Below are 15,562 nucleotides of genomic sequence, written 5' to 3'. Positions count from 1 at the left end.
TACCCGATGCCCGGCACTGAAACCAGTGTTGTACGTTACGGCGTACCGTTACGGCCGTGCAGGTGATAGGCCGGGCGTTCGCTCAGGCGTTCGTAATAATCGCGAACCGCTGGCAGGTGCGGGTGCTCGAACGGCGTTTCGAACCAGCGGTTGACCGAGAGGCCGATAGGGATATCGGCCAGGGTGAACTGGCTGCCGGCTACGTAGGCACCGGTGCTGGCCAGTTGGCGGTCGAGGATATGCATGTAGTGCGACCATTCGGCGCAACCGGCGGCCAGTGCTTGCGGGTCCTGGTGGGAGGGGGAGTGCCTGACCAGTGACATGAATGCGTAGCTCCACGAGCGGTTCAGGTCCGAGGCCTGCCAGTCGATCCACTGGTCGATCCTGGCCCGCGCCTGGGCATCGTCGGGGTAGAACGCGGTGGCACCGTAGCGGTTGGCCAGGTAGCGGATGATGCTGTTGGACTCCCACAAGGTGAAGTCGCCATCCTGGATCACCGGGATCATGGCGTTGGGGTTCAATGCCAGGAACTCCGCGCTGTCAGTGGCCTGGAAGCCAGAGCCCCAGTCTTCGCGCTCGAATGCGACCTCGAACTCGCAGCAGGCCCACAGGACTTTTCGCACATTGATGGAAGAAGCTCTGCCCAGTATCCGTAGCATGGTGTTCGTCCTGGTGTGGGGGAGGTTGATCGTCCGACACTGGCAGGTGCCGGTCAAGGGGCTGATCGGTGGCAGAGCGCCCATTTCATGGGGTTCGTGTAGTCCATTTCCGAAAGTGGTTCTTTCCATCCTGCTGGTCATTGTGATGGGGGAGGTGGCGTCCTAGGCTGGGGATGCTCGTAACCCCGAGGAATGGACATGGACAACGACACCCCGAAAAGCAGCAAGCTCAATGTCGTGCGTGCAGCGAGCCGGTTTGGCAACGCCGATGCCGAACTGGTGCAGATGAAACCGCAGCTGCCAATGAGGACCGCACTGACGGAGGCCTCGGGCATCATGGGCTGCATCACTGAAATTACCCGCAAGGCCATCGACAGGCCAGCCGACCGCAAGGTGATGATGCAGGCCACGTTCTATCTGGCCGGCATGGCCAAGGCACTGATCGATGGCCAGCTGCTGCAGGTGCGTCAGGCGCGTGAAGGTGAGCGCGAACCCTAGTCAAGCTTGCCTGGGGGCCCTTAACTTGGCACCCTTGGGCGGTTTGAATCGTCTGTATCACCACAGAAGGAAGTTTGCATTGAGCTGGGACAAGGTGGGGAAACTCCTCGTAGCCGTGCTTTTAGGCCTGATGGTGCTTTTGACCGCCTACGTGTTGCTCAGGAGCAGCCCGCGCCTGGAGGCGTCACTCACCTATGCCTACCTCACCTATCCCACCCAGTTCAGCGAGCGCATAAGCAAAGCCAGCGAGCAACTCAAGTATGAGCAGTTGCAGGGGCGTATCAACAGTATCGGCCAGGGCGGTCTGAGCCACGATCAGGTCGAGCGCCTGATTGAAATGGCCCAGGCACCCTATGCGCAGTTGTTCGCCAAGCCCTTCGAGGCCGGGCTGGTCGATCACCGTACCGGCTTGCTTATCGAACTGCGCAACAGTGGTGACGCGCCGGTACGGGAGGTAAAGATCCGTCTGCCAGCCAAGGGCCTGGTGCAGGTGCGTGATGCTGCCGGCAACGACACCCTGCTGGAGACCGCAACCGCGCAGGTGGACATCCCGGCCATCGAGCCGGGTGGCACGTGCAAGGTCTGGGTCTATTTCGATGCAGACTATCTGCAGATCCGCCAGGGCGGGGTCAGCATCAGCCACGCAGACGGAGTGGCCAATGTGCAGGTGTACCACGAGGTCATCGGTTTTCCGGCCATGGTGGCCCGCTACAGCCGCGAGTTGATGGTGTTACTGGGCGTACTGGCGGTCAGCGTGCTGGGCCTGGGTTATGCCTGCCTGGCACGGCGTAGACCGCGGTAAACGCCTCACTCGAACATAAATATCTGATTGGGCGGGGCACCTGTGGGAGCGGGCAAGCCCGCGAACACCGGCGCAGCCGGTGCCATGCAGCGCGTCGCACTCTTTGCGGGCGCGCCCGCTCCCACAGGATAAAGCTGCGCTTGCCAAAGCCTTGTTCCACGGGCGACAGCGCAGCATAACGGTGTGGCATGCGTGTTCTGTGATCAAGGGTCATTTGCTTGAAACTCAACACACCCCCGTTGACGACCCTCTATAGTGCTCGGCATTACAAGAGCCATCTCGAGCCTGCCTGATGATCCCTTCCCTGGATTCCATTTTTTCTCGCCTGCGCCTGCGTCAGTTGCGCCTGCTGATCGAGCTGGATCGCTGTGGTTCGCTGCACAAGGCGGCCGAAGCCATGGCCATTTCCCAGCCCGGGGCCACCAAGGCGTTGCGTGAGGTGGAGGAGGTGCTGGGGGTACCATTGTTCCAGCGCCTGCCCAGCGGCCTGGTAGCCAATGACGTGGGCCGTTGCGTGGTGCGCTATGCGCGGCTGATCCACAGCGACCTGGGGCACTTGCGCGAAGAGGTGCTAGGCATCGTCCAGGGCCAGGGTGGGCGGCTGGCGGTGGGCAGCATCATGGGGGCCATGCCGACACTGGTCAGCGCCCTGGGGCGCTTGCGCCGCAAGCAGCCGCAGCTGGCGGTGGAAATTGCCGAGAATACCAGCGCCAACCTGCTCGCCCAGCTGGACGAGGGGCGCCTGGACCTGGCCATCTGCCGGCCGGGGCTGGGCCGCAACGCGGCGGACTATACCTTTGTCGAACTGGCCCAGGAGCCGTTGGTGGTGGTCGCGCACCCGCAGCATCCGCTTGCCGGGGCAGCGGCACTGGCGATCAGCGACTTGAGCCATTACCGCTGGGTGGTCTACCCGGCGAACATGCCCATGCGCCAGGCGCTGGAGCGCGAGTTGAGCGAGGCAGGGGTGGAGGTGCCCCGCTACCCGCTGGAAACCTTCTCCACCTTCGCGACGTTCATGCTGCTGGAGGATGACCCGACGCTGGTGGCGGTCATTCCCAGTGCCGTGGCGGCGTTTGCCGAGCAGCGCGGGTTGCTGGTGTCGCTGGCGGTGCAGCTACGGGCGTTGAGCGAGCCGTTCGGCATCGTGCACCGTGTGGCGGCGCCGCTATCGCCAGCTGCGCGGTTGCTGGTAGAGGAATTGACGGCCAATTGAAGTTTGACGGCGCGCGCCCTCCTGCCCATCGCTGGCGGGCTGGTGGGGATAAGCGATGGTTATTGGTGGATCAGCTCTTTTCATTATCGGCGGCCCTGCCTGTGCTCTAGATTACCCCCGGCACGGCCTGCCAGTACCCCTGTAACCCTATTGCATCAAGGAGCAACCCAATGGATCTAGGCATTTCCGGCCGCTGGGCCATCGTCTGCGCGGCCAGCCAAGGCTTGGGCAAAGGCTGCGCCGAGGCGCTTGGCAAAGAAGGCGTGAACCTGGTCATCAATGCCCGCACCCAAACCACCCTGGAGCAGACCGCCACCGAGTTGCGTGCGGCCTGCCCGGGCATCGAGGTGCTTACCGTGGCCGGCGATGTGGCCGATGCCCAGGTGCGCCAGGCGCTGTTGGCGGCCTGCCCGCAGGTCGACATCCTGGTCAACAACGCCGGTGGCCCGCCACCGGGGGACTTCCGTGACTGGGGGCGTGACGACTGGCTGAAGGCGCTGGACGCCAACATGCTCACCCCCATCGAGCTGATCAAGGCGGTGGTCGACGGCATGGCCGAGCGCGGTTTCGGCCGGGTAGTGAATATCACCTCTGGCGCGGTGAAGGCGCCGATCGACATTCTCGGTTTGTCCAACGGCGCCCGCAGTGGCCTGACCGGTTTCATTGCCGGCCTGGCCCGGCAGCAGCGCCTGGCGGGCAGCAATGTGACACTGAACAACCTGCTGCCTGGGGCGTTCGACACGGCGCGTTTGCAAAAGACTTTGCAGGCGGCGGGTGGCGATGTGCAAGCCACTGCCCAGGCCAGGCGCAAGGCCATCCCGGCGGCGCGCTTTGGCGATGCCGGGGAGTTTGGCGCGTACTGTGCGTTCCTGTGCAGTGCGCATGCCGGTTATATCACCGGGCAGAACCTGCTGATCGATGGCGGGGCGTATCCGGGTACTTTCTAAAAGGTGCGGGGGCGCATTGCCCCCACAACCAAGGGCGGCAGGCAAACTGGCAATGATCCGGCGAATACCGCATACTTGTCGGCAAACGCCGAAACAGGAGTATGCCATGCTTGCCGAAGTGCTTCGCGACAACGGTTACCACGAGTACCGGGCGCGCCTGCAGGCGCTGCTGGAAATACCCGAACTTGCCAGTGACTTCGAAATCCACACTCGCATCACCCATGGGTTTGCCGCCACCTGGCTGGTGAAGTTGACCGAGCGTGGTGTGTTCACCCCGGTGGAGCGGGACCAGATCATTCCCCTGCGCACCCTCAAAACCCGTATCGAGCGTGACCAGCCGCTGACCGTGGAAGAGAGTGATCGGCTGTTCCGCTCGGCCCACATCACCGCCATGGCCGAAGCCGTGTTCGGTGAAGCGGACAAGGCCAAGCGCTGGCTGTCCAAGCCCAAGGAGCGCTTCTCGGGGCTGACGCCCATGCAGATGCTCACCACCCAGCAAGGCACCACTCAGGTGGAAGAGATGCTGCTGCAGATTGCCGAGGGCTTTGGCCTGTGATTTTGTGGCGTATCAGCGCCTATGCAGATTTGAGTGGCACTGGGGGCTTGCGTGTAAGCGGCCGCTGGCACCAGGCGGGCCGGCCGGTAGTGTATGCCGCCACCAGCCCTTCCGGGGCCATGCTCGAGGTGCTGGTGCACCTGGAGATAGACCCCGAGGATTTTCCTACCACCATGCGCCTGATCCGCATCGAATTGCCCGACACGGTTTCACAAGCGCAGCTGCCCGCCTTGCAGCCCGGCTGGTCCGCTCAGCCTGAGTTGACCCGGGCGCTGGGCAATCGCTTTCTGGATGACTGCTCGGCATTGTTGCTGCCGGTGCCGAGCGCGATCATGCCCAGCACCATCAACTACCTGTTCAACCCACGGCACGCACAGGCGCAGCGCGCGAAAATCCAGGTCGAGGATTTTACCCCGGACAGCCGCTTGTTCTAGCGCGTGTTCACCACAGTGCAGCCGACGCCGTCGTCAGCACCCGGTCAAACACGGCGAGCGCCTGGTCTACTTGCGCCTCGGTGGTGAATCGGCCGATGCTCAAGCGCACACTGTTGCGTGCCTGACGTTCGTCCAGCCCCAGTGCCAGCAGTACATGCGAGGCGGCGTTGCTCGCCGAGTTACAGGCCGAGGTGGTCGACAAGGCCAGCTCGCTTGCCAGTGCCGCGCTGTTGAAACCCTTGCTGTCGATGCACAGGTTCAGGGTATGGGGGATGCGTTGGCTGGCGCTGCCGTTAAGGGTCACGCCGGGTAAAACCAGCAGGCCATCGCGCAAGCGTGTGGCCAGTTGCTCAAGGCGCTGGTGCTCGCTGTCACCTGGTTGGCCGGCCAGGGCAAAGGCGCTGCCCATGCCGGCGATCTGATGGGTTGCCAGGGTGCCGGAACGCAGGCCCTGCTCATGGCCGCCGCCGTGCATCTGCGCACGCATCAGCGTACGGGCGCGTGGCCCGACATACAGCGCGCCGATCCCTTTTGGCCCGTAAACCTTGTGCGCCGAGAACGACATCAGGTCCACGGCCATCGCGTTCAGGTCGATGGCGAGCTTGCCTACGGCCTGTGCGGCATCCACGTGCAGCAGGGCACCGTGGGCACGCACCTGTTGGCCGATGGCGGCAAAATCGGTAACCGTGCCCAGCTCGTTGTTGACCGCCATCAACGATACCAGGCGGGTATCGGCGCGCAACGCTGCCTGCACGCTTGCAGGCGGGATCAGGCCGGCGGCATCCGGCGCCAGGCGGGTCACGGCCCAGCCTTGGCGCTCCAGTTCGGCCACTGTGTCGAGCACGGCTTTGTGCTCCAGTTGGCTAGTGATCAGGTGCCCAGGCTGGTCGAAGCCTCGGGCAATGCCTTTGAGTGCCAGGTTGTTGGATTCGGTAGCGCCCGACGTCCAGACCAGGTTGTCGGCTTGCGCGCCGACGCGCTCGGCCACCTGCTGGCGGGCTTGCTCCACGGCCTGTCGGGCGGCTTGGCCGTAGGCATGGCCACTGGACGCCGGGTTGCCGAAGTTGGCCTCGCTGCCAAGGCAGGCCAGCATGGTTTCGATGACCCGATCGTCGACGGGGGTGGTGGCGGCGTAATCGAAATAGAGTGGGGCGCTGGGCATTGGGGCGGGTCCATGTCTGTCGCCGTGAAATCGGCGATTGATGGGGTAATCGTATCCGCCATGGCTGAGATATTTTTCGCTTCCCGCCGCTTTTTTCTCAATGGGCGTGAGAAAACTTTCTCTCTTTCTAACCTTTGGTAGAATATTTTTCTTCAGGAGGGCGAGGCTATGGGCCGCCCCTCGCAGGCAGCTTCAGGCGGGCTGCAGGGCTTTCTCTTCCTCTGCTACCACGCGTTCGCACAATTCGGTGATCTGCTCGCGCATCCAGCGGTTGGCCGGGTCCTGATCAGTGCTTTCATGCCAGTACAGGTGCGTTTCCAGTGCGGGCACCTCCACTGGCAGTGGCTGGTAACGCAACTGATGGCGACGGGCGAAACGCTCGGGAACGGTCATCGCCATGTCGGTCTGCTGCAACACCTGCGAGGCCATCAGGTAGTGCTGCGAACGCAGGGCGACCTTGCGCTGAACACCCATCTTGCCCAGCGCCAGGTCGACGTAACCCAGGCCGTTGCGGCGGCTGGAAATATGGATATGGGTCATGCCCAGGTAGCTGTCGAGGGTCAGTTTGCTGTCAGCGAGTGGGTGGCCCTGGCGCAGGGCGCACACATAGCGGTCTTGCATCAGCTTGACGTGGCGCACCTGCGGGTCGGTGTTCAGGGGGGCGTCGATGGCGAAGTCCAGGCGGCCGGCGGCGAGTTCCTTGGTGGTCTCGCGGCGCTTGCACAGGAAGCTTTCGATCAGCACTGCGGGCGCCAGGCGGCGCAGGCGCTGGAACAGCGGCGGCAGGATGACCGCCTCGGTCAGGTCAGTCATGCTGATGCGGAAGGTTTTGTTGGCCTGTTGCGGGTTGAAGATGCGGCTTTCCTGCACCGACGTACGCAACAGTGCCAGGGCGTTGCGCACCGGGCCTATGATGTTCTGCGCCATCGGCGTGGGCACCATGCCTTGTGCGGTGCGCACGAACAGCGGGTCGTTGAAGGTTTCGCGCAGCCGCGAAAGGGCGTTGGACACTGCAGGCTGGGTAATGCCGACAATCTGCCCGGCGCGGGTCAGGTTGGCTTCGGTGTAGATCGCATCGAACACGATGAACAGGTTGAGGTCGACCTTGCTGAGGTTCATGGGCGCCGCTCTTTGTTGGAATTATTGGCCGATCATATATCGGTTATGAATGTTTATACACGCGGAAAATAGACTAGGTGGATGGGGGCGCGCTGCTCTAGGCTCTGCCCATGTACTCCGAACCGTGAAGGTAGCCCCGATGGATTTCGCCTATTCGCCCAAGGTCCAGGCACTGCGCGAGCGCGTTACTGCGTTCATGGACGCCTACGTGTACCCCGCCGAAGCCGTGTTCGAGCGCCAGGTTGCCGAGGGCGACCGCTGGCAGCCCACGGCAATCATGGAAGAACTCAAGGCCAAGGCCCGCGCCGATGGGCTGTGGAACCTGTTCTTGCCCGAATCGGAATATGGCGCCGGCCTGAGCAACCTGGAATACGCCCCGCTGGCAGAAATCATGGGCCGCTCGTTGCTCGGGCCAGAGCCGTTCAACTGCTCGGCGCCGGACACCGGCAACATGGAAGTGCTGGTGCGTTATGGCAGCGAAGCGCAGAAACGCCAGTGGCTTGAGCCGTTGTTGCGCGGTGAGATCCGCTCGGCGTTTGCCATGACCGAGCCGGACGTTGCCTCCTCGGACGCTACCAATATGGCCGCCACTGCCGTGCGTGACGGCGACGAATGGGTCATCAATGGCCGCAAATGGTGGACCTCCGGCGCCTGCGACCCGCGTTGCAAGGTCATGATCTTCATGGGATTGTCCGACCCTGAAGGCCCACGCCACCAGCAGCATTCGATGGTGCTGGTGCCCACCGATGCGCCGGGCGTGAAGATCGTCCGCCCGTTACCGGTGTTCGGCTATGACGATGCCCCTCATGGCCACGCCGAGGTACTTTTCGAGAACGTAAGGGTGCCTTATGAAAATGTGCTGCTCGGCGAGGGGCGCGGCTTCGAGATTGCCCAAGGGCGCCTTGGCCCAGGCCGTATCCATCACTGCATGCGCTCGATCGGCATGGCCGAGCGTGCACTGGAGCTGATGTGCAAGCGCTCGGTGGAGCGTACTGCCTTTGGTCGGCCACTGGCACGGCTGGGTGGCAACGTCGACAAGATCGCCGACTCACGCATGGAGATCGACATGGCCCGGCTGCTGACGTTGAAAGCGGCGTACATGATGGACACCGTCGGCAACAAGGTGGCCCGCAGCGAGATCGCGCAAATCAAGGTGGTGGCGCCGAACGTGGCGTTGAAGGTGATCGACCGGGCAATCCAGATGCATGGCGGGGCCGGGGTGAGCGGCGATTTTCCGCTGGCCTACATGTACGCCATGCAGCGCACCCTGCGCCTGGCCGACGGCCCGGATGAAGTGCACCGGGCGGCGATTGGCAAATATGAAATTGGCAAGTATGTGCCGGTGGAGCTGTTGCGTAGCGGGCGATGAAGTCGTCAGCCTGAGCCGGCCTCTTCGCGGGTGAACCCGCTCCCACAAATACAGCGTGGGCGCGAAACCTGCGCGGTACCTGTGGGATATTGGTTGGACCAGGGGGTCAGACTCGCATCTGTGGGTCTTCCTCTTTCTCGCTGACCGGACTATCAGCATTTGAAGCCTTCGTGGATTGAACGTCCTTGATGTCCGGCTTCTCCCCCCGCGTCTTCACCAACGAAACCACCACCCCACCCAGCAACAACCCGAACGTCACCCCCAACGACAGCAGCGCCGGTACCTTGCCCACCATGCCGTGATAGAAAATCTTGCAACCAATGAAGATAAGTACCAGCGCCAACGCATACTTGAGGTAAACAAACCGGTGCATCAACGCCGACAGCGCGAAGTACAACGAACGCAGCCCAAGAATGGCAAAGATGTTCGAGGTGTAGACAATGAACGGGTCCTGGGTAATGGCGAAAATCGCCGGCACGCTGTCGACGGCAAACACCAGGTCGGCCAGTTCGATCAGCACCAGTGCCAGGAACAACGGGGTGGCGTAACGCAGGGCCTTGCTGTGCCCGGGCGGGGTCTGGTGCACGAAGAAGTGCGAGCCGTGAATCTGGTCGGTCACCCGCATGTGCCGGCGCACGAACTTGAGTATCGGGTTGTTGGCCAGGTCAGGGTGGCTGTCTTCCTTCGAAAGCGCCATCTTCACCCCGGTAAACAACAGGAAGGCACCGAAGATATACAGCACCCAGGCAAAGTTCTGCACCAACGCGGCGCCCACGCCAATCATGATCGCCCGCAGGAACACCACCCCCAGGATGCCCCAGAACAGCACACGATGCTGGTAGCGTCGGGGGATGGCAAAGTAGCTGAAGATCATCGCCATGACGAACACGTTGTCCATCGACAGCGATTGCTCGACCAGGAAACCCGTGTAGAACTCCAGCGCCGACTGGGCGCCCAGCTGGTACCAGACCCCGGCGCCGAACAACACACCAACGCTGAAGTAGCCCGAGTAAAGCAGCAGGCTTTCGCGCATTTCGATTTCGCGGTCGTGGCGGTGCAGCACGCCCAGGTCGAGCACCAGCAAACCGATGACGATGGCCATGAACACCAGCCACAACCAGGCGCTGGTACCGAGTACAGGGGTGGTGAGGAATGCTTGCAGAGCTGTCATGAGCCCCTCCTTGAATGTCGACGTTGCATGGCAACAGTGATCCGACATGGCGGCTTGGCAGCCGTCAGAGGGGCCCGGTATCACATGAATTTGAGCCTAGACCCGATTGCACGAGATACCGAATGGGGAGCTGTTACATTTCTTTGCCAGAGCCCCCTGCATCAATTCAATACACCCACACCTCGACCCGCCGATTGCGCAGTCGCCCTTGTTCCAGCTCATTGCCGGCCACCGGCAGTTCATCGCCCATACCCGTCACTTCCAGCAACTCCACGCCATCGCGCGCCAGCTCGCGGCGCACTGCCTGGGCCCGAAGGCGCGAGAGCAGGGCGGCGCGACCAGGCGTTTCCTTGGGGTCGCCAAACCCTACCAGCACCGCTTTGCTCTGCAGCTTGCCAGCCTGGCGCAGGTACTCGGCCACCCGCTGCACGTCGCGCAGGGCCTTGTTGTCGAGGCTGGCGCTGCCTTCCTGGAAACGGAAGTTCACGCTCAGCCGTTGCGCCCGCTGGGCCAGGGTGCGGTAGCGCGGCGGCATGTCGGCCAGGGGCGCTACTGCCAGGGCCTTGATCTGCTGCGAAACAAAGCCCTGCTGGGCGACGATCGCCTGGCCGGCCGGGCTCTGGGCAAAGTCGGCCAGGGCCCTGGCCTGTGGCTTGGGGTTGGCCGGCAGGTAGAAGTACAGGCGCCGTGACAGCGGGTAATCTTCACTGGCTACCAGCGCGCGCTCCGGCAGCATGGCCGGTGCGTCGCCTTCGGCTACCGCCAGCACCTTGGCCCCGTGCAGCGAAGCCAGGCTGCTGAAGCCGATGGCCTGGCGGTCGGTGGCCACCTGCGCGGCCAGCTCGTCACTGGACTCGAAACGCCGGGCCTTGGTCGATAGCTCGTTGTGCTGGGGCTCCAGCACCAGCGCCTTGAACGTCTCGAAGGTGCCGGAGTTGTCGTCACGGGCGTACAGGTGGATGGCGCCGCCAGCAATACCCAATTGCTCCCAGCGTTGGATCTGCCCGGAGAAAATCTGCGCCAGTTGCTGAGTGCTGAGTTGCGGCATCGGGTTGTCGGGGTGGACGATAACCGCAACGCCATCCAGGCCGATGACTTGCTCGGCAGCGGCTGCGCGCAGGTCGCCCAAGGCCCGCAGCTGGCGTACTTCGCTGTCGTTGATCGGCCGCGAGGCGGCTGCCAGGTCGGCGTCGCCCCGGCCCAGGGCGATGAAGCCGGTGCTGGATCCGTGGGCAGCGATGTCGATGCGCACGGGTTGGCCATGCGCATCGCGTGCGGTGATCACGGTCTCGTTGGCCCGCTTGCCGGGTTGCTGCTCGATGGCGGTGGCTTGCTGCGCGTGCAATTGCCCCTGCACCAGCGCTGGCAGCAAGGCCGCGCCGATGGTGTTGGAGCCTTGCGCACGTATGTGCATGGGCTCGGCCAAGGTCGCAAACGGGATCAGGGTGAGCAGCAATACAAGCAGGCGGGGCATGCCGGGTGGCCCTGTGACATAGAGTTGGCCGGCAGATTACGACAGTGGCGTGATGATAATGTGACAGACCGTAGGGGAGGGCTCTGCCCTCCATTCGCGACACAAGGCCGCTCCCACAGGCGACCGCGATTCCTTGTGGGAGCGGCCTTGCGTCGCGATAGGGTCGCAAAGCGGCCCCGGTTATCTCAATGCGCCCCGGCGGATTTGCTCAGGTCACTCTCGGCCCACTCGGTGTAGATGCAGGCATCCGCCACCGCCCAGCGCACCTTCACGCTGTCGCCCGGCTGCATCGGCATGCCCGCGGCCGAGAGTGCCTTCACCGTCAGCTCGGTACCCCCTGCAGTCACCACATGGCAGGTCTGGCTTTCACCCAGAAACAGCACTTCGCCAACCTTGGCACTGACCTCGTTCCAGCCCGCCGGCAGCGGCTCGCGCGCAGCCTGTTCGGCGGTGAGGGCCAGGGCTTTTTCCGGGCGCACCATGATCAGTGCATCCTGCGAGGCGGACAGGCCTGGGGTCAGACGAATGGCCACTGGCTGGCCCTCGAAGCTCCCGGCGCCATTGCTGCTGGCCTTGATACGCAGGAAGTTGGAGTTGCCCAGGAACGAAGCGACAAAGGCATTCGGTGGGTTCTGGTACAGGTCGTAACCGGTGCCCAGGCCGACGATCTTGCCGTGGCTGAAGATGGCGATGCGCTGCGACAGGCGCATGGCTTCTTCCTGGTCATGGGTGACGTAGACAATGGTGATACCCAGCCGGCGGTGCAGTTGGCGCAGTTCGTCCTGCAGGTCTTCGCGCAGTTTCTTGTCCAGCGCGCCGAGCGGCTCGTCCATCAGCAGGATGCGTGGCTCGTACACCAGTGCCCGGGCAATCGCCACGCGCTGCTGTTGCCCGCCAGACATCTGCGACGGCTTGCGGTGGGCGAACTGCTCCAGCTGTACCAGCTTGAGCATGGCGTCGACCCGCTTTTTGGTCTCGCTGGCGCTCAGCTTGCGGATGGCCAGCGGGAAGGCGATGTTGTCGCGCACGTTCAGGTGTGGGAACAGCGAATAACGCTGGAACACCATGCCGATGTCACGCTTGTGCGGCGGTACATTCACCAGCGACTGGCCGTCTACCAGGATCTCGCCGCTGCTGGGGGTTTCGAAGCCGGCCAGCATCGACAGGGTGGTGGATTTGCCCGAGCCGCTGGAACCGAGGAACGTCAGGAACTCGCCGTCCTGGATTTCCAGGTCGAGGTTGTCCACGGCGGTGAAGTCGCCGTAGTGCTTGTTCAGGCCGCGCAGGCTGACCAGGGTCTTGCCTGGCGCGTTGTCTTTGATCACTGCACTCATTGTTGTTTTCTCCGCGCGCTCAGGCGTTTGTTTCGGTGCGCCGGCGCAAGGCGGCGGCAATGAACATGACAAGCAGCGACAGGCCGATCAGCAGGGTCGAGGCCACGGCGATGACCGGGCTCAGGTCCTGGCGCAGGGTGGTCCACATCTTCACCGGCAGGGTCTGCAGGTCGGGGCTGGCCATCATCACGCTCAGCACCACCTCATCCCACGACACCAAGAAGGCGAACAGGCCGCCGGCGATCATCCCCGGGCGAATGGCCGGGAAGGTGACCTTGAAAATCGCTTGCAGGCGCGAGGCACCGCAGATCACTGCGGCATCCTCGATCGACTGGTCGAACAGCTTCAGCGAGTTGATGATCGAGATGATGGTGAAGGGCAGGGCGACGATCACGTGGCTGACCACAAAGGCGAACAGCGTGCCGGTGTAGCCGAGCTTGAGAAACAGTGCGTACACCGCCACGGCTATGATCACCAGCGGCACGATCATCGGCATGGTGAACAGCCCGTACAGCAGCTCGCGGCCCGGGAAGCGGCCACGCACCAGGGCGAATGCGCTGGGCAGGCCCAGCAGCACGGCGGCGATGGTGGTCAGCACGGCCACCTTCAGGCTGGCCAGTGCGGCGTCCATCCACTCTGGGTTGGAGAAGAACTGGCCGTACCACTTGAAGGTCCAGCCCGGGGGCGGAAACACCAGCCACTGGGACGAGCCGAACGACAGCAACACGATGAACACCACCGGCAGCAACAGGAAGGCCGCAATGACCCCGGTGGTCAGGTACAGGCCCGTACGCAGCGGGCGGCCCATGGCATTGGGAGACAGGAGCATGGCGGTTTACCTCGCGTTGCCAACCGGGGATTCCGGCTGCAGCTTCAGGTACAGGTAGAAGAGCACCAGGGTGATCGCCACCAGCAGTGCGGCGGCGGCGCTGGCCAGGCCCCAGTTGAGGAACGACTGCACCTGCTGGATGATGAATTCGGGCAGCATCATGTTCTGTGCCCCGCCCAGCAGTGCCGGGGTGACGTAGTAACCGAGCGACATCACGAACACCATCAGCGCGCCGGAGAACAGCCCCGAACGGCACAGTGGCAGGAACACCTTCCAGAAGTTGGTCCACGGGCTGGCGCCGCAGATGGAGCCGGCCTGCAGCACCATCGGGTCGATGGCGTGCATGGTGGCCTGCAGCGGCAGCACGATGAACGGGATCATGATGTAGCTCATGCCGATTACCACGCCGGTGAGGTTGTGCACCATTTCCAGCGGGGTATCGATGATACCCATGGCCATCAACGCCTTGTTGATCACACCCGAGCTTTGCAGCAACACCAGCCACGAGTAGGTGCGCGCGAGCAGGCTGGTCCACATCGACAGCAGCACGATGTTCAGCAGCCAGCGGCCCCAGCCCTTGGGCACCAGGGTGATCGCCCAGGCCAGCGGGAAGCCCAGCAGCACGCTGATCAGGGTGACCACACCGGCCACCGAGAAGGTGTTGAACAGCACCCGTGCGTAGGCCGAGTTGGCGAACAGCTGCTCGTAGTTGCCCAGCCCCGGCGTTGGCTCCAGCACCCCGCGCAGCAACAGGCCGACCAGTGGGGCGAAGAAGAACAGGCCAAGGAACAGCAGGGCCGGCAGCAGGTTGCGGCTGCCCTTCCAGCGCTGGCTCAGGCTGGCGCGGCGAGGGGCCGTTCCGGGGGCGCCGGTGCCCGTGGGGGCACCTTGCGCGTTATGCAGGGCGTTGATGGCGACTTTCATTTGACCAACCACTCATTCCAGCGGGCCGCGATGGCCTGACCGTTCTTGGCCCAGTAGGCGAAGTCGAGGGTGACCTGGTCCTGGGCGTAGGCAGTTGGCAGGTTGGGCGCAAGGTCCTTGTCCAGCTTGGCCACGCTGTCGACGTTGACCGGGGCGTAGGCGGTCTTGTTGGCGAACTCGGCCTGGCCTTCGGCGCTGCTGGCGTTGGCCAGAAACTTCATGGCCGCGTCCTTGTTCTTTGCGCCTTTGGGGATGACCAGGAAATCGGCCATGACCAGGTTCTGTTTCCAGCTCACACCCACCGGTGCACCGTCTTGCTGCAGGGCATAGACACGGCCGTTCCAGAACTGGCCCAGCGAGGCTTCACCCGAGGCCAGCAGCTGCTGCGACTGGGCGCCACCGCCCCACCAGACGATATCTTGCTTGATGGTGTCGAGTTTCTTGAAGGCGCGGTCCAGGTCCAGCGGGTACAGCTTGTCCGGCGCTACGCCGTCGGCCAGCAGGGCCAGTTCCAGCACGCCCGGGCTGGGCCATTTGTACAGGGCGCGTTTGCCCGGGTAGGTCTTGGTGTCGAACAGTGCGGTCCAGTCCACCGGCTTGTTGGCACCGAGCTTGCCTTCGTTGTAGCCCAGTACGAAGGAGAAGAAGAACGAGCCGACGCCATGGTCGGAGACGAAGCGCGGGTCGATCTTGTCGCGCTTGATCTGAGTGAAGTCGAGGGGTTCCAGCAGGCCTTCGCTGGCGGCGCGCAGGGCAAAGTCGGCTTCGACATCGACCACGTCCCATTGCACGTTGCCGCTTTCGACCATGGCCTTGAGCTTGCCGTAGTCGGTGGGGCCGTCCTGCACGACCTTGATGTCGGTGGCTTTGGTGAAGGGTACGGCCCACGCTTCTTTCTGGGCGTCCTGGGTGGTACCGCCCCAGCTGACGAAGTTCAGGCTGTCAGCGGCCTGGGCGGCCTGACATGCCAGGGTCAGCAGGCTGGCGGACAGCACTGCGGTTACACGTTTGCTCAACAGCATGGTTACGCCCTCGTTGCTTTTGTTATTCGAGGCGGGGCTTGTGGTGCGC

16 protein-coding genes are annotated in these 15,562 nt (G+C 63.4%); 7 read left to right on the top strand and 9 right to left on the bottom strand.

Annotation, left to right across the window (positions count from 1 at the left end; all coding sequences use genetic code 11):
• Positions 1-35: 35 nt before the first annotated feature.
• The gene (locus E8E78_RS17440) at positions 36-659 is read right to left on the bottom strand and encodes a glutathione S-transferase (RefSeq protein ID WP_049274700.1); all 624 of its coding nucleotides are present in this window, start codon (positions 657-659) and stop codon (positions 36-38) included.
• 198 nt (positions 660-857) lie between these two features.
• Between E8E78_RS17440 and E8E78_RS17435 the strand changes: the two genes are divergently transcribed.
• From E8E78_RS17435 to E8E78_RS17410, 6 genes are all read left to right on the top strand, one after another.
• On the top strand, positions 858-1,157 hold the full coding sequence (locus E8E78_RS17435; RefSeq protein ID WP_049274699.1) for a DUF3077 domain-containing protein: 300 nt from the start codon (positions 858-860) through the stop codon (positions 1,155-1,157).
• Positions 1,158-1,236: 79 nt separating this feature from the next.
• On the top strand, positions 1,237-1,959 hold the full coding sequence (locus tag E8E78_RS17430; RefSeq protein WP_049274698.1) for a hypothetical protein: 723 nt from the start codon (positions 1,237-1,239) through the stop codon (positions 1,957-1,959).
• A gap of 292 nt (positions 1,960-2,251) precedes the next feature.
• Positions 2,252-3,172: a LysR family transcriptional regulator gene (locus E8E78_RS17425; RefSeq protein ID WP_059396273.1), complete on the top strand. Its 921-nt coding sequence runs from the start codon at positions 2,252-2,254 to the stop codon at positions 3,170-3,172.
• Positions 3,173-3,342: 170 nt separating this feature from the next.
• Positions 3,343-4,119, top strand: coding sequence for an SDR family oxidoreductase (locus E8E78_RS17420; protein ID WP_049274696.1), 777 nt, complete (start codon positions 3,343-3,345; stop codon positions 4,117-4,119).
• Positions 4,120-4,225: 106 nt separating this feature from the next.
• Positions 4,226-4,675 (top strand): MbcA/ParS/Xre antitoxin family protein, encoded by a 450-nt coding sequence (locus E8E78_RS17415; protein WP_016487684.1) that lies wholly within the window; start codon positions 4,226-4,228, stop codon positions 4,673-4,675.
• Positions 4,672-5,109, top strand: a complete 438-nt coding sequence (locus tag E8E78_RS17410; protein ID WP_016487683.1) for an RES family NAD+ phosphorylase — start codon at positions 4,672-4,674, stop codon at positions 5,107-5,109. The genes E8E78_RS17415 and E8E78_RS17410 overlap by 4 nt, the downstream gene beginning before the upstream one ends.
• A 7-nt stretch (positions 5,110-5,116) precedes the next feature.
• Here the strand turns inward: E8E78_RS17410 and E8E78_RS17405 are convergent, their stop codons facing one another.
• Together E8E78_RS17405 and E8E78_RS17400 are read right to left on the bottom strand one after the other, a co-directional pair.
• Positions 5,117-6,271: an aminotransferase class V-fold PLP-dependent enzyme gene (locus E8E78_RS17405; protein WP_280311686.1), complete on the bottom strand. Its 1,155-nt coding sequence runs from the start codon at positions 6,269-6,271 to the stop codon at positions 5,117-5,119.
• 192 nt (positions 6,272-6,463) lie between these two features.
• Positions 6,464-7,390: a LysR family transcriptional regulator gene (locus tag E8E78_RS17400; RefSeq protein ID WP_049274693.1), complete on the bottom strand. Its 927-nt coding sequence runs from the start codon at positions 7,388-7,390 to the stop codon at positions 6,464-6,466.
• 139 nt (positions 7,391-7,529) lie between these two features.
• On the opposite strand from E8E78_RS17400, the gene E8E78_RS17395 reads away from it, so the two are divergent.
• Complete coding sequence (locus E8E78_RS17395; protein WP_049274692.1) at positions 7,530-8,759, top strand: acyl-CoA dehydrogenase; 1,230 nt, start codon at positions 7,530-7,532, stop codon at positions 8,757-8,759.
• A 106-nt stretch (positions 8,760-8,865) separates the two neighbouring features.
• On the opposite strand, the gene E8E78_RS17390 is transcribed toward E8E78_RS17395, so the two are convergent.
• From E8E78_RS17390 to E8E78_RS17365, 6 genes are all read right to left on the bottom strand, one after another.
• On the bottom strand, positions 8,866-9,930 hold the full coding sequence (locus E8E78_RS17390; protein ID WP_049274691.1) for a TerC family protein: 1,065 nt from the start codon (positions 9,928-9,930) through the stop codon (positions 8,866-8,868).
• A 166-nt stretch (positions 9,931-10,096) separates the two neighbouring features.
• Complete coding sequence (locus E8E78_RS17385; protein ID WP_061203941.1) at positions 10,097-11,404, bottom strand: phosphate ABC transporter substrate-binding/OmpA family protein; 1,308 nt, start codon at positions 11,402-11,404, stop codon at positions 10,097-10,099.
• 185 nt (positions 11,405-11,589) lie between these two features.
• Positions 11,590-12,738 carry an ABC transporter ATP-binding protein gene (locus E8E78_RS17380; RefSeq protein WP_049274689.1) on the bottom strand — a complete coding sequence of 383 codons (1,149 nt, stop codon included), beginning with the start codon at positions 12,736-12,738 and terminating at the stop codon, positions 11,590-11,592.
• Positions 12,739-12,757: 19 nt separating this feature from the next.
• Positions 12,758-13,567, bottom strand: a complete 810-nt coding sequence (locus E8E78_RS17375) for an ABC transporter permease (protein WP_010954645.1) — start codon at positions 13,565-13,567, stop codon at positions 12,758-12,760.
• Positions 13,568-13,573: 6 nt separating this feature from the next.
• Entirely contained in the window at positions 13,574-14,491 is a 918-nt protein-coding gene (locus E8E78_RS17370) for an ABC transporter permease (protein ID WP_016499075.1), read from the bottom strand.
• Positions 14,488-15,513, bottom strand: coding sequence for an ABC transporter substrate-binding protein (locus E8E78_RS17365; RefSeq protein WP_049274688.1), 1,026 nt, complete (start codon positions 15,511-15,513; stop codon positions 14,488-14,490). The genes E8E78_RS17370 and E8E78_RS17365 overlap by 4 nt, the downstream gene beginning before the upstream one ends.
• Positions 15,514-15,562: the final 49 nt, after the last annotated feature.

Origin of the sequence: Pseudomonas sp. BN505, assembly GCF_029873175.1 — a bacterium.
GTDB lineage: Bacteria > Pseudomonadota > Gammaproteobacteria > Pseudomonadales > Pseudomonadaceae > Aquipseudomonas > Aquipseudomonas putida.
Note: the sequence above shows the minus strand (reverse complement) of the source record. Positions and strands in the feature narration are given on the sequence as shown.

Bases quoted from the DNA above. Each gene is read 5' to 3' on its own strand.
- E8E78_RS17440 (WP_049274700.1), bottom strand. From the start codon at position 659: ATGCTACGGATACTGGGCAGAGCTTCTTCCATCAATGTGCGAAAAGTC.
- E8E78_RS17435 (WP_049274699.1), top strand. From the start codon at position 858: ATGGACAACGACACCCCGAAAAGCAGCAAGCTCAATGTCGTGCGTGCA.
- E8E78_RS17425 (WP_059396273.1), top strand. From the start codon at position 2,252: ATGATCCCTTCCCTGGATTCCATTTTTTCTCGCCTGCGCCTGCGTCAG.
- E8E78_RS17420 (WP_049274696.1), top strand. From the start codon at position 3,343: ATGGATCTAGGCATTTCCGGCCGCTGGGCCATCGTCTGCGCGGCCAGC.
- E8E78_RS17415 (WP_016487684.1), top strand. From the start codon at position 4,226: ATGCTTGCCGAAGTGCTTCGCGACAACGGTTACCACGAGTACCGGGCG.
- E8E78_RS17405 (WP_280311686.1), bottom strand. From the start codon at position 6,271: ATGCCCAGCGCCCCACTCTATTTCGATTACGCCGCCACCACCCCCGTC.
- E8E78_RS17400 (WP_049274693.1), bottom strand. From the start codon at position 7,390: ATGAACCTCAGCAAGGTCGACCTCAACCTGTTCATCGTGTTCGATGCG.
- E8E78_RS17395 (WP_049274692.1), top strand. From the start codon at position 7,530: ATGGATTTCGCCTATTCGCCCAAGGTCCAGGCACTGCGCGAGCGCGTT.
- E8E78_RS17390 (WP_049274691.1), bottom strand. From the start codon at position 9,930: ATGACAGCTCTGCAAGCATTCCTCACCACCCCTGTACTCGGTACCAGC.
- E8E78_RS17385 (WP_061203941.1), bottom strand. From the start codon at position 11,404: ATGCCCCGCCTGCTTGTATTGCTGCTCACCCTGATCCCGTTTGCGACC.
- E8E78_RS17380 (WP_049274689.1), bottom strand. From the start codon at position 12,738: ATGAGTGCAGTGATCAAAGACAACGCGCCAGGCAAGACCCTGGTCAGC.
- E8E78_RS17375 (WP_010954645.1), bottom strand. From the start codon at position 13,567: ATGCTCCTGTCTCCCAATGCCATGGGCCGCCCGCTGCGTACGGGCCTG.
- E8E78_RS17370 (WP_016499075.1), bottom strand. From the start codon at position 14,491: ATGAAAGTCGCCATCAACGCCCTGCATAACGCGCAAGGTGCCCCCACG.
- E8E78_RS17365 (WP_049274688.1), bottom strand. From the start codon at position 15,513: ATGCTGTTGAGCAAACGTGTAACCGCAGTGCTGTCCGCCAGCCTGCTG.